This window comes from Pseudomonas sp. 10S5, from assembly GCF_035019745.1.
Classification (GTDB): Bacteria; Pseudomonadota; Gammaproteobacteria; order Pseudomonadales; family Pseudomonadaceae; genus Aquipseudomonas.
The window spans coordinates 1-15,579 of sequence record NZ_JASJVL010000011.1; the positions used below are offsets into that span (position 1 = coordinate 1).

General features: G+C 51.2%; 10 protein-coding genes and 1 pseudogene. 4 read left to right on the forward strand and 7 right to left on the reverse strand.

The features are described 5' to 3' along the window. Positions 1-256: 256 nt before the first annotated feature. A complete protein-coding gene (gene ltrA / locus QN378_RS13570; RefSeq protein ID WP_416350622.1) occupies positions 257-1,543 on the reverse strand; it encodes a group II intron reverse transcriptase/maturase in 1,287 nt (428 codons plus the stop codon). A gap of 649 nt (positions 1,544-2,192) precedes the next feature. On the opposite strand from ltrA (QN378_RS13570), the gene tnpB reads away from it, so the two are divergent. The 4 genes and pseudogenes from tnpB to QN378_RS13590 all read left to right on the forward strand — a co-directional run. After that, complete coding sequence (tnpB, locus tag QN378_RS13575) at positions 2,193-2,552, forward strand: IS66 family insertion sequence element accessory protein TnpB (RefSeq protein ID WP_323547157.1); 360 nt, start codon at positions 2,193-2,195, stop codon at positions 2,550-2,552. Between the two features lie 757 nt (positions 2,553-3,309). Continuing rightward, positions 3,310-5,052: a group II intron reverse transcriptase/maturase gene (gene ltrA, locus QN378_RS13580; protein WP_323547156.1), complete on the forward strand. Its 1,743-nt coding sequence runs from the start codon at positions 3,310-3,312 to the stop codon at positions 5,050-5,052. 113 nt (positions 5,053-5,165) lie between these two features. After that, positions 5,166-6,668 carry an IS66 family transposase gene (gene tnpC / locus QN378_RS13585; protein WP_323547154.1) on the forward strand — a complete coding sequence of 501 codons (1,503 nt, stop codon included), beginning with the start codon at positions 5,166-5,168 and terminating at the stop codon, positions 6,666-6,668. A gap of 46 nt (positions 6,669-6,714) precedes the next feature. Continuing rightward, a pseudogene (locus QN378_RS13590) lies at positions 6,715-7,173 on the forward strand (IS66 family transposase); the annotation flags it as partial. Positions 7,174-7,253: 80 nt separating this feature from the next. On the opposite strand, the gene QN378_RS13595 reads toward QN378_RS13590, so the two are convergent. Genes QN378_RS13595 through QN378_RS13620 form a run of 6 tightly spaced genes read right to left on the reverse strand, consistent with a single transcriptional unit; the run spans position 7,254 to position 15,564 of the window. Further along, a complete protein-coding gene (locus QN378_RS13595; protein ID WP_323547152.1) occupies positions 7,254-8,264 on the reverse strand; it encodes a glycosyltransferase family 4 protein in 1,011 nt (336 codons plus the stop codon). Next, positions 8,261-9,220: an SDR family oxidoreductase gene (locus QN378_RS13600; RefSeq protein ID WP_323547151.1), complete on the reverse strand. Its 960-nt coding sequence runs from the start codon at positions 9,218-9,220 to the stop codon at positions 8,261-8,263. The genes QN378_RS13595 and QN378_RS13600 overlap by 4 nt, the downstream gene beginning before the upstream one ends. 2 nt (positions 9,221-9,222) lie before the next feature. Continuing rightward, on the reverse strand, positions 9,223-10,401 hold the full coding sequence (locus QN378_RS13605; protein WP_323547149.1) for a glycosyltransferase family 4 protein: 1,179 nt from the start codon (positions 10,399-10,401) through the stop codon (positions 9,223-9,225). Positions 10,402-10,408: 7 nt separating this feature from the next. Then, positions 10,409-12,037 carry an alginate lyase family protein gene (locus QN378_RS13610; RefSeq protein WP_323547147.1) on the reverse strand — a complete coding sequence of 543 codons (1,629 nt, stop codon included), beginning with the start codon at positions 12,035-12,037 and terminating at the stop codon, positions 10,409-10,411. 42 nt (positions 12,038-12,079) lie between these two features. Next, positions 12,080-13,924: an asparagine synthase (glutamine-hydrolyzing) gene (gene asnB, locus QN378_RS13615; protein ID WP_323547145.1), complete on the reverse strand. Its 1,845-nt coding sequence runs from the start codon at positions 13,922-13,924 to the stop codon at positions 12,080-12,082. Continuing rightward, positions 13,924-15,564: an O-antigen ligase family protein gene (locus QN378_RS13620; RefSeq protein WP_323547144.1), complete on the reverse strand. Its 1,641-nt coding sequence runs from the start codon at positions 15,562-15,564 to the stop codon at positions 13,924-13,926. Before QN378_RS13620 ends, asnB begins: the two co-directional genes overlap by 1 nt. Between the last annotated feature and the right edge of the window lie 15 nt (positions 15,565-15,579).

Below are 15,579 nucleotides of genomic sequence, written 5' to 3' on the forward strand. Positions count from 1 at the left end.
GCGGTAGGGACGGCAGTTGCCTGCCGCCCCCCGCCCAGATCCGTACGTGCGGAACTACCGCATACGGCTCCTGCCTTAGGTACGTGACGCGAAGCGATCCTCAGGATAAGGATGTGCATTTCTGGGTTTTGGTATGTAGAGGTCGGCAAGGCGTCCGTAGCGTGACCATTGAAGCCGATGACGCTGGCTGCGACGTTTGGTCGCGGTAGGGACGGCAGTTGCCTGCCGCCCCCCGCCCAGATCCGTACGTGCGGAACTACCGCATACGGCTCCTGCCTTGGGTACGTGACGCGAAGCGATCCTCAGGATAAGGATGTGCATTTCTAGGTTTTGGTTTGTAGAGGTCGGCAAGGCGTCCGTAGCGTGACCATTGAAGCCGATGACGCTGGCTGCGACGTTTGAGGGCTTGCCGCCATAGACGGCAAACCGCCGAACGAAAACCACCAAGACGTATCAGGTTTCCCGGCACCGCGTGGTAATTGAAGTAGCCCCTGACCACCCGGGTAAGCCACTGACCCACGACTTGAACAGATTCGTGGCGTCGGCGTTTCAGCTCATCCCGAATTGCCAGCAGCGTCGCACGCATTCGCTTCTTGACCGTCAGTCGCAGTATTTGAAAACCACCGCTTCTGTTGGTACTGCAACAGTGCGTGAAGCCCAGGAAGTCAAAAAACTCCGGTTTACCTAACCCTCTCTTTCTGCGATTTCTCTCAGCAAAACGACCAAACTCAATCAGTCGTGTCTTCGAGGCATTGAGAGATAAACCGAAACGGGCCAAGCGTTCCTGCAACTGCACCAGAAACTGATGAGTCTGCCATTGCGTCCTGAAACCCACCACGCTGTCGTCCGCGTAGCGCACAACGATCACATCGCCACGGGCGTGGCGTTGGCGCCACTGCCTTGCCCACAGATCCAGCACGTAGTAAAGATAGATATTCGCCAACAACGGCGATATCACTGCGCCTTGGGGAGTCCCCTTGGTCGCAGCCACCCTACGGCCGTCGTCCATTACGCCTGCCTGAAGCCATTTGCAGATCAGTCCGAGCAGGCGCCGGTCTGCAACCCGGTGTCCCAGAAACATCAGCATCCATTCATGGTCGATCTCATCAAAGAACGACGTGATATCTGCATCCAATATCCAGTTCACCTTCTGGCCTTTCAGCGCGACCGTCAATGCATCCAGCGCATCGTGCTGGCTCCGCCCCGGCCGAAACCCATACGAGAATCCTAGAAAGTCCTCTTCATAGATCGCATTCAGAACGGTAACAACCGCCTGCTGAACGATCTTGTCCTCCAGAGAGGCAATGCCCAATGGGCGCAGTCTACCGTCGGCTTTGGGTATGAAAACCCGCCGCGACGGCGTTGCCCGATAGGCTCCAGTGTGGAGCCTTGCGTGCAAATTGGTCACACGCTGGAGAAGACCTTCCTCATATTCTCGCCACGACATGCCGTCCACGCCCACCGCAGCATCGCGGCGCAGTGCATAGAAGCTCTGCGCCAATAACTGCGGTGTGATGTGGTGCAGCAATGCCGTGAACTGCATGCCCTTTTCCCTTCGGGCTGCTTCACGTACACCTTCAAGTCCCATCGACGCGCAACTAATCCGACTCTGTGTTCGGGGCGCGGGGGACGTGTCGGTGTTTCCCTTGGCTACGTCCCTTTCCTCCACCATCTCCGCAGGGCTCGGCCCTTTGTTCGACGGCTTCTCAGGTACTACGGACGTATCCGACTTCTCAGCGACGTAGACAGCAGGGTTACGGCTTTTGGCCTTTCCTACTCCGCCCGGTGCTTGCGCACCGGGCATCGCTGAGATCTCCCAGTTTCTGTGCGAAGGACTTCCCGACGTGCACAGGGTCTCCGACCGCGCGGGATCAGAGCATGACTGGCGTATAACGCCATGCTCCGTGTTGCCTTCTGCTTCGCTTAACAGCATCGGCATCCCGGACTTGTGATTTCGCGGCTCAATGGCTGGCCCATCGGTTTCCCCTGTCAACGCTTCACCCTGCACCTCACGGTGCAACATGCATGACTCGGGGTCTGGTTGATTCGCCATTTCTTACCAGTATCGAACTTTCATCGACTATCCTCCGCCAGCTTTAACTGGCGCACTAAGCGATCCATCACACCCACATTCAAAGCCGCCACTTATTAGCTGACGCTGTGCTCCCGATCTCTTTCTGGAGCCTGCACTCATGATGCGACCCGACGCTAAAGTTGAAAAAGTCTACCTCTACCCCAAGCCGGTGGACTTTCGAAAATCCATTGACGGCCTCTCGGCTCTGGTCGAACTGGATATCAAAGTGACAGTGTTCGATCCGGTACTTTTTGTCTTCCTTAATAAACCCCGTAATCGCGTGAAAATTCTTTATTGGGAGCGCAACGGCTTTTGCCTGTGGCTTAAGCGTTTGGAGTCCGAACGTTTCAAAACCTCACCCGATATCACTGACGAAGCCATCGTGCTGACCGTTCAGGAACTGAACTGGTTATTGGATGGTTTTGACCTGTGGCGCAACCGTCCACATCAAGTTTTGACGCCGCGATTTGTCGCATAGTTGGTATAATCCTCGGCATGGTGCGACACGAGATCGCGTGTTCAACTGTTTAACTTCAATAGGTTAGCAGTCAAACACGAGTCGTAAGCTCTGGATCTCATTGCTCAACTCCGCTTTCTGGAGTAACGAGCCTGACGTGTATCCGTCAGTTCACTAGATCGGCATGCGTCAGGAGCCAATCTTGGGGTGTGAAGCCCGATCAACAATGTCCCTCCCGCAAGAGAGTGCAACCCGGTAACGGGATGCGCAGCACAACCGAATTGCACGGTAGTACGGGGACTAGTGACCCAACCCGCATGGCTAACATATGTGAATCGTCGACAGAACCCTCGTAAGGATTGACGGGCCTACGGCAATTATCGGCCCCAGCCAAAATGGCATTGTAGCCAGCCATTCCTGTCATGTAATGGGATGCGGTACTAGAAGCGCTGCCGGGGGATAGACGAAGCCTAAACGGGGAATTGATGCGATTCAGGGAACGTGGCAATCCCGACCACTCGCCTTACCAGCCACATCGGCGGCAGACTTTCCGCAAGGGACGTTGATGAGTGTGGGGAATAGGAGGATGCAAAAAGCAAAGGACCGTCTGTAACGGATGGCATACCGGTTTCAACATTACCGGCAGGGGAAACCCTGGCTGACGTGCATCTGGTTTACGAGCGCAAATACAACTGTTGATTCCGTCGAACTATGAAGTTGGCACGGGTACACGCTAAGAGATCCTGTGCAAACAGTTTCTAACTTCGAGCAGGACTGTATGAATACGCAACCACCGACTTCGGTTACGTCTGCGTCCTTGGATGGGGCCATGAATTGGTACGGTCTTGATTGGGCCAGAATTCAAACCTCCGTTCGGAAAACACAGTTGAAAATTGCGCAGGCAACAAGGAAGGCCGACTGGCGAAAGGTGAAGCGCCTGCAACGCATGCTGACTCACTCGTTTCATGGGCGATGCTTAGCTGTGCGGCGAGTCACGGAGAACCGGGGTCGCAGGACGCCGGGGGTCGATGGCGAAACGTGGGAGACGCCCCAAGCCAAACTTCGAGGGGTGATGTGTCTATCGATCAAGCGGGGTTACTGTTCTAAACCGTTGAGGCGGGTATGGATACCGAAACCTGGTAAACAGGAGAAACGCCCACTCGGAATTCCCACGATGTTGGATCGGGCCATGCAAGCGCTTCATCTGCTGGCAATTGAACCTGTTGTAGAGAGCCAGAGCGACCCCCGAAGCTACGGCTTCCGACCAGATCGCTCGACGGCCGACGCAATGGTAGAGCTGTTTCATTTGCTGGCCGCCCAAGTAGCCCCTGTCTGGATTCTGGAAGGGGACATCAAAGGTTTTTTCGATAACATCAGCCATGATTGGCTTTGTCAAAATATCCCAATGGATAAGACGATACTGCGCAAATGGCTGAAAACCGGGGTTGTTGACCGGGGGCAATTTGTTGCTACGGAGGAAGGCACGCCACAGGGCGGTATCATCTCTCCCTGTCTGGCAAACGCCACCTTGAATGGTTTGGAGCTTTTGCTGAAAGATCACTTGAAAAAACGCTTTGGCACCATGGAAGCGAAGAAAACCAAGGTTCAGGTTGTGCGCTATGCAGATGACTTTGTGGTTTTGGCAAACTCGAAAGAGTTGCTTGAAAACGAAATCAAGCCTTGGATAGAGCAATTTCTGTCTGTACGAGGGGTTGCATTATCGCAAGAAAAAACGCGCATCGCACACATCCATCAAGGCTTTGATTTTCTTGGGTGGAATTTTAGGAAGTACGTCCCGAAGTCGCCGCACAGAAAGGCAAAGCTGTTTATCAAGCCTGCGAAGAAGAATGTTTCAACGTTCTATCGGAAAGTGCGAGATATTATAAAAAACAGCGGAACCCTTACTCAGGGCGCACTGATGGGGCGACTGAACCCAGTGCTGCGAGGGTGGGCGCAATATCACTCCCCGGTTGTGGCGAAAGCCACCTTTAACAAGCTGGACCTTATCTTCTGGCGGATCTTGAGGTGGGCAAAGCGTCGGCATCCGAGGAAGTCTGTTGGTTGGCTTAAACGACGATATTACTGTTCCGGAATTCACCGGGCATTTGTATACCCAGTAAAGGGGATCGACGGGACAGTAAAGTTTCGCCAGCTATACATGCTGGCGGATACCGTAATCGTTCGTCACAAGCGCTTGCCGGGTGCGTATCAGCCGTACGATGCAGAACAGGAGTTCAAGTGGGAAGCATTAAGGGTTCAACGGATGCTACATAAGCTCCGGTATCGGCGGCAGGTACTGAGTCTTTTCAGGCGGCAACAGGGTAAATGTGCTTTATGCGGGCATGCCATCAGCAAGGATACCGGCTGGCACGATCACCACGTTGTCAGGCGGGTGGATGGCGGCCCGGATAAACTAAATAACCGTGTACTGCTCCATCCCGACTGCCACTTACAGTGCCACAAGCAGGGATTCAAGGAGCCACTTAAGCATAGCGGTTTGCAAAAACCACCTTCCGCGTGACCGGCCAGTAATAGACTGGCTTTCGTAAGCTTGAGCCGTATGCGGGGAAACTCGCACGTACGGTTCTAAGGGGGCCCCGGATCAGTAATGATCTGGGGCTACCCGACATTACCATGCCCAACAGCCTTCCAGAAGACCCGACTGTGCTCAAGCAATTGCTTGCTCAGCTGCAGTCTAAGGTCGTTCATCTTGAAGAAGAAAATGCGCTGCTTCGCCAGCGCCTGTTCGGACGTAAATCAGAACAAACGGTTGATGCCCTGACGCCACAATTGGCGCTTTTTAATGAGGCTGAAAGTGCTGCCGAACCTGCGGCAGAAGAATCAGAGGAAGAAGTCGTAGCGCCGATCAAGCGCCGTGGAAAACGCAAGGCTCTTCCCGCTGATCTGCCACGTATCGAAGTTATTCACGAGCTTCCTGAGCACGAACTGACCTGTGCTTGCGGTTGCCGCAAGCACGCCATCGGTGAAGAGACCAGCGAGCAGCTGGAGATCGTGCCGATGCAAATCCGCGTGATCAAACACATCCGTAAAGTGTACGGCTGCCGAGGGTGCGAAGCGGCGCCAGTGACGGCTGATAAGCCGGCGCAGCTGATTGAAAAAAGTATGGCCAGTCCAAGTATCTTCGCGATGTTGCTGACCACTAAGTATGTTGATGGTCTGCCACTTCATCGTTTCGAGAAAGTTCTGGGTCGTCACGGTATTGATATCCCACGTCAGACTTTGGCCCGCTGGGTCATCCAATGCGGCACACATCTGCAACCGCTGCTCAATTTGATGCGCGACCGGCTATTGGAAAGCCGCGTCATTCATTGCGATGAAACGCGGGTACAGGTGATGAAAGAGCCTGGTCGGGAGCCGACCAGTCAATCTTGGATGTGGGTACAAACAGGAGGACCGCCGGACAAGCCTGTCATCCTGTTTGACTACTCGACCAGCCGTGCGCAAGAGGTGCCGTCGCGCCTGCTTGAAGGCTATCAGGGTTATTTGATGACCGATGATTATGCCGGTTACAACGCATTAGGTGCGCGAGCTGGAGTTGAACGACTTGGGTGCTGGGCCCATGCCCGGCGTAAGTTCGTGGAAGCACAAAAAGTACAACCGAAGGGTAAGACGGGTCGTGCCGATATGGCACTGAACTGGATTAATAAGCTGTACGGTATCGAGCGCGACTTAAAAGACGTCGGCGATGAACTTCGCTACAAAAGCCGACAGGAACAAAGTCTTCCTGTGCTGACGCAGCTACACGCATGGCTAGAGAAAACAAAGCCCCAAGTGACCGCGCAAAACGCGCTGGGGAAAGCGATCAGCTATCTGGCCAGCAACTGGCATAAATTGGTGCGCTATACCGAAGCCGGATATTTGCCGATAGACAATAACCCAGCAGAGCGTGCCATCAGGCCTTTTGTGATTGGTCGCAAGAACTGGCTGTTCAGTGACACGCCCAAAGGCGCGACGGCAAGTGCTCAACTGTACAGTCTGGTCGAAACGGCTAAAGCCAACGGCCAGGAACCCTATGCCTGGCTGCGCCACGCACTTGAGCGGTTGCCACAGGCCCAGACGGTAGAAGACTTCGAAGCGCTGTTGCCATGGAATTGCACACCAGCGATTTCACGGTAACCCATCCAGCCCACCCTTGTTAGGTGGGGTTTATGGAGCGGTTACAATCGAGCGCGATCTCAAAGACGTCAGCGTCGAGCAGCGCTTTATCGGGCGTCAGGAATTAAGCCTGCCGGTATTGGCACAGTTAAAAAGCTGGCTGGATAAAACACAACCGCACGTCACGCCGCAAAGCGTGTTGGGTCGTGCAGTTAATTATCTGGCGAACAACTGGAGCCGGTTGAAGCGCTATGTGGAGGCGGGCTTTTTACCCATAGACAACAACGCAGCTGAGCGCGCGATAAAACCGTTTGTCATCGGAAGGAAAAACTGGACCTTTAGCGACACGCCCAACGGCGCCACCGCCAGCGCTCAAATCTATAGCCTGGTCGAGACCGCCAAGGCTAACGGCTAGGAACCTTATTCGTGGTTGCGCCACGTACTCGAGCGCTTGCCGCAAGCCGCTTCGGTTGAAGACTACGAAGCACTGCTGCCATGGAATTGCTCACCAGAGATGCCAAGATAAACGAACCGCCAATCTTGCGACAGGTGTGGTTTATGGATCGCTTACAAATTAATGACGCTCCCGATATGGTGGATCGCTTACTACTCTTTTGCCCCTCCCTCAAACTTATACGCCAACACAATCAACGGCAAATAAGCTAGCAGAAGGCCAAACAAGCCATCCAACCCACCAAGCCCCACCCAAATGGAAATCGGCAGTAGCCAGAATAGGTTGATAGTCGCCACCGCCAATGTCACCGGAGAGTGCTTACCCACTTTGCGGGAAGCAAATTGATAGGCGTGGCTGCGATGAGCTTCGTAAACCTTGTCACCGCGTAATAAACGCCGAAGCAACGTCCAAGTGGCGTCTACGACAAATACCCCGAGTAGAATCAACCAACTCCAAAATAACTGCGACGCAACCCATGCAGCTTGCAAGGACAACACACCTAGCGCTATTCCCAAGAAGCCGCTGCCGGCGTCACCCATGAATATCCGTGCTTTCGGAAAGTTCCAGTACAGGAAACCTGCTACAGCACAAGCTAGGAGCAGAGGCAGTAACGCTAACTCACCATGACCCATTAGCCAGTACAGCAGCGCGCCGCCCAAGCACACGCAAATAGCCTCGAGGCTGGCAATGCCGTCGATGCCATCCATGAAGTTGTACAGATTCAGCAACCACACTAGGTAAACCGCTGCCAACACATGACCAACCCAACCCAGGTCAAGTGCGAAACCAAAAAGCAGCAATGGAGGTAAACCGCCTAGCCACAACAACCCCCAAGAAGCCCCGATGAAGTGTCCCAGCAGCCGCCATCTTGCGACGATATGACCGTGATCATCAAGAAAACCCAGCAGAGCCACTCCGGCTCCGGCCCCAAGCAATGCCCAAAGCAAAGATGAGGCGACAAAGCCTTCGCTCGCGGCCAATATCAGGGCCAACAAAAAGCTGATGACAATGGCGACTCCGCCTCCCCGCGGGGTGGGCACTACATGTGAGCTCCGAGCGTTAGGTATATCGATCAAGCTTCGAGCCAATGCATATCGACGCAGGGCACCCGTCAACATAAGTGCAACGACCGCTACAACCGGTAAAAGCCACCAGATACTCATTTAGTATTGTTATCCAAAAAATGTTTAGCCGTTTTGCGTAAGGCTTCTTCAACGCTGACCGGCGGCGTCCAACCTAATAGTTCACGCGTCTTACTAATGTCGACCTGTAGTGAGCCGCACAACCTCTGCGCTAGCGCCTGCTTACCCAATAATGTTGCGCCCATTTCAAGCATCCAACTGGGTACCGGCAGTAAACGCGCTCGCTTATTCAATGCACTGCCCATTCTGCGCAGGAGCATAGTCGTGGACATATCGTCTCCGTCGCTCACCAGAAAGGCTTGGTTTGCTGCCGCTGGGTGATCGACGCACGTTACAATCAAATCAATCAGATTGTCCAAAGCAACCAGACTGCGTCGGTTATTAATTGCACCCAAGGGTAAAGGCACACCTTTGGACAACCAACGCATCATGCTCAGGAAATTGGCCTGCACACCGGGGCCATAGACCAATACCGGGCGAATGATCACCACTTCTATACCAGTCTGAGCAGCCAAGGTTTGCAATCCTTGCTCAGCTTCCAATTTAGAGATTCCATATGGATCCGAGGGTGCTGCTTTAGCATCGGGAATGTAGGACGCACCTAACGTGGTGCCTTCACCATTCACTTTGATGGAGCTGATAAAAATAAAACGTTTCACACCGGCTGAAGCCGCCTGTCGTGCGAGATTAAGCGTCCCTTCAACGTTGATCTTACGGAACTCGGCAAGCGGATCGGACGACTCCTCATTCATAACATGGACGCGGGCAGCGACGTGGATGACCAACTGCTGACCAGCCAGCACCGACTGCCAGTCTTGTCGGCCTGACATCCCTTCTATTACACGCTGCGTCACACGCGAATCCAAATTGGTCTGTTGCGAGCGCATCGCAGCGGTAACCTGATGACCGCGTTCGAGTAGGGGAGCAATCAACCCGCCGCCAACAAAACCGCTGGCGCCTGTCAAAACAACGCGCATGATCACACCCCTTCGATTACAGACATTATGTCTTTTGCCATATCGCGCTGAATGTTTGCACGGGCGAAACGCTCAACGAAGGTCACTCGTGGGCAAGTTACCATCTGCAGACGCTCAAAAGACTTTGCTGCACCCACCACATCACAAGGCGCAAATACCGCCGAATTATCAATGTGCTCCGATACGAAATCAGCTGCATAGCCAGCAACACCCGACCAAATGGGTTTGCCTAGTGCTGCATATTCAAACAATTTGGAAGGTAAAACCTTGCGAAAGGCATCGTAGTCATTGAGGTGTAAGAACAACACATCTGCTGACTTATAAACCTGAATCAATTCATCGCGCTTGACCGGACTCAATAGCTCGACGTTGGTACAACCCATCGCGGTGATAGCCTCTCTTAGCTGTGGGAGTCTACCGCCATCACCGATGAGCCGAAACCGCAATTTACCTTCAAACTGCTTGGCCAGTTGCGGAATGATATTATGCAATCCCTGCCCTTCACCTATGTTTCCCGCGTAGACGACTTCCAAAACCTGATTCGTGTTCGACGTCTCTTGTACCGGCTGAACGCTCAGAAATTCATCATCGATTCCATTGGTAAATACCGAATACACTTGATTGGGATAGTGGGCCTTGAAGTAAGGCAAGAAGCCGGCCGAAACCAGATTGACCTTTTTTGCGGTTTTAATCGTAAAGCGTTCAACCAGGGAGAAGAAAGGTTTGACCAGCCAAATTAGTTTCTTGGGCAGAACGTCCTTGATCGTATCAACAAAAATATCCCGAATATCCAGGTACAGCGGTATCCTCAGACGACGAGCTATGACAGCCCCCAGCGAAGCAGACATCAAACGTGATGAGGTAGCGTAGACAAGGTCATAGTTCTGCCTCTGAGCGATGCCCCGCACACGATTCGCATAGACGAGAAAAGCCTTGGCTTGATCGAGCATACCGCTCTTGTGGGCTGGCAAAGCAATACGGCGGACAGTCAGACGTGGAAACTCTTCCAGCTCTGGCGCTTCGCTGCTGAACGAGCTATAGCGGTTGGGTAAGGTAGTCACCAACTCAATATGGGCATCCGCGGGCAATTCATCCAAAAGAGCCTTGACCAGCGCTGTAGTACGAAACGAACCAGCTGAGAGATCGGGCTGATAGTAGAAGCTCAAGATTAAAATTTTCAAATAAACATTACCAGCTTATGGTTGTCGTAAGGGTTTCCGATGAAAGACCAGCAATAATACACTTGTTGGAAACTGACTTACCAAACTCAGGATGCCATGTAGAGTCAACCAGATTGATGCTGGAAGCCCCCCCAATACAAATACTGACTACCTCTCCCCTAGGCAGCGTTGCAATCAGATTTTCGCCATTTTGTACAACGCGGACCTCGGGGTGTACGAAAAGTCTGGCGACAGCCTGACCAAAAACCCCAGTGAGTCGATCAGTAACCTGCAGTTCCCCTACCTTCCCCAGCCATTCTCGGGCGTGTAGATTTTTGCCCTTTAAGCGCACGTAACCGTCGTGATGACAACTGATTCGCGCGCTATCAGCAGAAGACTCAAAAGTGTCCAACATGGCACGCGCGCGTCGAGCCACCCGGAACCCAGCCCACACCTCAGACGAATTTTGACCGTCGACTTCGACCGTGTTGTGCGCTGCAGTACTACGCTGACGTTTACGCTCGCTGTCTTCACCGTATTGGGAAGTTCCAGAATTGACAAAAATGCGTTGTCCGAAAAGGCTGAGTTCAAAACTGAGCGTATCAGCGTGGCTGTGTCCGGGCTGATAATCAGGGGCGATTTGAGCAAAATTCAACAGCGCTTTGCAGCTATCGCCGAAATCCATGACGGCATATCCACTTTCGATGTGGCATCTCATCGACACGGATGACCTGTCAGAATCACTATCATCCGGAAGGCAACCAATCAGCCTCGCATAGCCCTCCAGATCGTTTAACGTCGGTGCGATGCCAAATGCGGCGTCGTTAAAGAAGGGAATACCACCATCCGGGTGCTGAATGCTACGTAGCCACAAGATGCCAAGTTTGACAACTTGCTGCCATCGAACCAACCGTGACCTCAACGGAGCCAGTGGAGTGTGAAGCGCCAAATTAACCAGATCACACATGTCCCATAACAACGAAGCGTGATACATGGGTGAAAGTTCGAAGTGTGCTCCATCCGCCAGGAATTGCTCGGAGACTTCAGCGTCTAGTATCTTCAATCCTAGCGCTTGCCAGGATTCAGCCTGGGTGCCCTCCATAAAACAGCCAGCAATTACCAAGGCCTTCCCGTTTACAAACAGATGATTTGCCAGGATGTGGTATTCAACCTGTTCCGATAATGCATGGGTTTGGGCGGCCAAGCTGTCTAGCCACCGCGCCTGTAACGTCGATTGACGTTGAAACCACTTGATCAGATTCACAATGCGTAGCGAAAGCGGGTAAGGCTCCCATCCGATACCGACAAACGGAGGGTTACCCGAAATCCAGCTGTTGACCAAGTCGCCAGCCGCCGAGACGTCTTCATCTGAAGAAGCCAAATTGTCGAGATAGTGCAAATTGTAGAGCCAGATTTTTGGAAGGTTCGTGTTATCCCACTCCACCGGGCCTTGAATACCCATGAAGTTAAACTCTCCATTCGCCAAATAACGGGAAGCGTTCCACTTCGGAACCGCAGACAAACTAAATAAATCCCGTTTGCTGAAACCCGTCGAGGTAAATGGCGACACTTTGAAAAAGCGGTAGTAGATCCGGTAAAAAATCTGCTTGGACCTCAACATTTTAACCGTATAATAAAATTTCAGAAGTCGAGACATCAATGTTCTGTTCATAATAATACCGTAGCGCTGGCTAAAAACTTAATACCCTTCGAAATTCAGTTTTAACCAGCGTTCGAAATATAACAACTGCCACAGCTTGTACGTATTATTTACACCGCCAGAAAAGTGATTTTTTACCAATTTCGCTACCTCCTCGCGCCCGACATACTGATAGACCCGGTCGAACTCGGAAGATAACCGATCCAGGCCAATTCGACGGATCAGACCGTCCAAAGGAGGGTTAAACCCGGTTTTAGGTCGATCCACCAGAGAGGCAGGAAGCAGCTTTTTCAGGAGATGTTTAAGCGGTGCTTTTGTTTCACCACCCTCTAGCAGCTCATTACTTTTGGCAGTCAATCCATTAGCAAACACCCGTTCATCCAGCAAAGGGACACGTAATTCGATGCTAGCCAACATACTGGCCTTATCGGAAACGCTCAAGTTATGGCTTAAAAACCCGGTTTGATCCAGGTGCTGAGCGCACTTTACCTTATCGTCCGGATCCCCTTTATATTTAAGGATCAAGCTATCAAGCCTTTTGATATAGGTCTGCTCCAACCTCGAATATTCAGGAAAAAAACCTACCAATTCTTGTTTGGAAAAATACCCTAGCATACGAGAATAAGCCAATGGCCAGTAAGTCTCTTGAGCATAAGAGACAAGCCGCTCAAACTTTTTGTCCAAACGTTTGGGGAACAGCTTCATTTTCAACGCAAGCCGAAATATAGGATATAAAAGTCGAATTAGTTTGTGATGCTTAAGGACTGTGTACCGAGGATATCCGGCAAACGCCTCATCTCCCCCCATGCCGCTGAGCATGACCGTGTACCCATTTTTTCTAGCAGCAGCAGATAACTGGTACGTCGCCCAGAATGTATAGTCCGACACCAGTTCCTCAGTGTTTGCCGCGACGAAATCTATAGACTTAAAAACATCTTCATCTGAGTCCGACACCTCAGTCACGACAAGCTTTTTGCCCAGATACTTGGCAATATCACCTGAAAACCGCATATCAATAGCAGAATCCGCAGTTGCTTCGTATTTGGCAAAAAACAGATCTGCATTACCGGTGAAGCTGGCGAGGATACTCGAATCCGCCCCACCGCTGAAAAAAACACCAACAGGAACGTCTGCGACCAACTGTCGCTGGATAGCAAATTTCACACTATCGTATAAAATGTTTTCAGACTTAAAGTTCAATATGTCTTGATAAACCTTTGCCTGGCATTCGCCGGTTGTTAAGTCATATTCAAGATACGATCCCGGCAGCACTTTTTTAATAGCTTTATAACCGGTGTTTGGCTCATATAGGAAGCCATTATTAAAGAACTCAAACACATCGTCGCGATCGACGTCCGCGACCACTTCCGAGTAACTTTTTAGCCCTCGAATTTCTGAGCAACCATATATACCATTGACGTCGGAATAATAATAAACAGGCTTAATACCCACAACATCCCGGACAATGAACGTCTTCTTTCTGAGCTCGTCGAGAATAACGAATGTAAACATACCTTCAAGAAGCTTAAACGCGTGCTCTTTATACTCAACATAGAGCTTAAGGATGACTTCAGTGTCCGAACTACCATTGAAGCTGTAGCCTTTGCCTATCAAGTCGTTACGCAATGCACGAAAGTTGAAGACCTCACCATTGAAAATAATACTAATCCCACTACCGGAAAACATCGGCTGACTGCCTGCCGCCGATAGATCCAAAATGCTCAACCTGTTGTGGCCGATACCCACCTGGTAATCATCGACGCTAGTGAAGTAGGTCCCGGAGGCATCTGGCCCACGATGTTTCGTGACGGCCAGACTTGCCGCCATTTGCCCCTCCAAGCCTATAACATCACTCTTTACACAAAAGAAGCTTAGACCACACATTATAAGGATGCTCCCGCATTCTTTTGGTTTACAGACTCTGACCCAGGGAGTACAGCTTCAACCGGGTGCAAAATACGACCTGAGTTATTATCGTTATTAACGCTGCCCTGCGTCTTTTGATGACGGGTCAATAGTTGCGAAAATACGGTTCCCCAAGCCGCCGCAAGTAATAGATTGAAGGTAATCAGACGAAAGACAGCAAAAAACAAGCCATATACGACCATTGTTAAAATAGTCACGCGAATAACTGTCCAGTGACTTGATTCAGACCTGATTGAACTTAAGCGAAAAAGAGCCGGCCCCAATAAAACCAGTCCATAAATCAGTAGGCCCACTCCGCCACCGACCATCAATATGTACAACGGCCAGTTATGCACATAAGCGACGAATTGAGTAAATGAAACACCCTCCGACGTTTCCCAACGCATCTCGTGCTTAGCGCCAAGCCCATTCCCCAGAAACGGGTGCGACAAGAACATTTTCCAAGCAATGCGATATTCATCGAGGCGGGACGAGACGTTAAAATCAGTAGTTACTTTTTCAGGCGCTGGGGCGTCTCCAGTATTCGATACATCAAGTTTTGAAATACTAAGTTTTGGACCCACAGCTTCAATAACTGTTTCAGCTCCCGACTCCATCAACAGGCTCATCCGCCCGAACCATATTTCTTGCATGCCGGTAGCAAAAATGAATAAAAACCCAAGTACGCTCATCGCAGCTAAGGTCGTTAATACCTTCACTCGCAATGCCTGGCGGTAGTGCATGACGAAGACCAAAAACAAAACCAGTACCAAAAGCGCACTCAGTAACATACTTCTCGTGAAAGTGATAAGTACCGCAAACATAGAAACAACAGACATCAATAGTCCAACTAAAGCAATGATTCTACTGCGCGCTAATGTACTGATCACGACTCCTGCAACCAACCCCGCCGGCAAAAACACGTCTGTGGCTTGTGCGACCAACATTGTTATCCGATCCCGCATTGGACCTACGGCCTTTAAATTATCCAGCGCCGCTTCCTGGGAAATTCTTACGGACTCCCCATTGACTGAAACAAGCCAGTATGGTTGCCATATACGATGATAGAAATAATAAAAAACTACAAAACCAGCTACCAAAAAACCCAACGTAACAACAGAGCCTCCAAGCCAGCGGATTCTACTTTCATTGCTGCCAACCAGCACCGATATAGGCAACAGAGTAAATAAAAACAAAAATGGAATAACCCCTCGGACCCAATCTACCAGCGGGACGTTATTATTTACGGCTACCGCTAGGTTGACACATAATATTACCAGCCCGATCAGAACAGGGTAAAAGTAAAACTCACCCACAGACCTTATTTCTGAGGAGCGCAAGACCCTCACGAACGTGCCAATAAATATTACCGCCAAAAGCGCGACAAAGGTAAGTTCCGGTAACCCCATAGAAGTCGGCGCTGGGGGCAGCATGAATGCGAGAGGATAAAGTGCTAACAAACCTAACCAAGGTGAAACGGCAGCCATCAAAAGTAAAAAACAAATCCCGACTATACCCGCGTAAAAAAGACTACCATTTCCCTGCAAAATAAGAATGGCAACACAGGCTGCAAGCGCTATTGCCAACCCATTTTTAATACGATCATTAGCATCTGTCATAACATTCACCCTTCG

Excerpts from the sequence above, each read along its gene's own strand:
- QN378_RS13595 (WP_323547152.1), bottom strand. The coding sequence starts at position 8,264 with ATGAGTATCTGGTGGCTTTTACCGGTTGTAGCGGTCGTTGCACTTATG.
- tnpC (WP_323547154.1), top strand. The coding sequence starts at position 5,166 with ATGCCCAACAGCCTTCCAGAAGACCCGACTGTGCTCAAGCAATTGCTT.
- QN378_RS13610 (WP_323547147.1), bottom strand. The coding sequence starts at position 12,037 with ATGTCTCGACTTCTGAAATTTTATTATACGGTTAAAATGTTGAGGTCC.
- ltrA (WP_416350622.1), bottom strand. The coding sequence starts at position 1,543 with ATGCAGTTCACGGCATTGCTGCACCACATCACACCGCAGTTATTGGCG.
- QN378_RS13620 (WP_323547144.1), bottom strand. The coding sequence starts at position 15,564 with ATGACAGATGCTAATGATCGTATTAAAAATGGGTTGGCAATAGCGCTT.
- ltrA (WP_323547156.1), top strand. The coding sequence starts at position 3,310 with ATGAATACGCAACCACCGACTTCGGTTACGTCTGCGTCCTTGGATGGG.
- QN378_RS13600 (WP_323547151.1), bottom strand. The coding sequence starts at position 9,220 with ATGCGCGTTGTTTTGACAGGCGCCAGCGGTTTTGTTGGCGGCGGGTTG.
- asnB (WP_323547145.1), bottom strand. The coding sequence starts at position 13,924 with ATGTGTGGTCTAAGCTTCTTTTGTGTAAAGAGTGATGTTATAGGCTTG.
- tnpB (WP_323547157.1), top strand. The coding sequence starts at position 2,193 with ATGATGCGACCCGACGCTAAAGTTGAAAAAGTCTACCTCTACCCCAAG.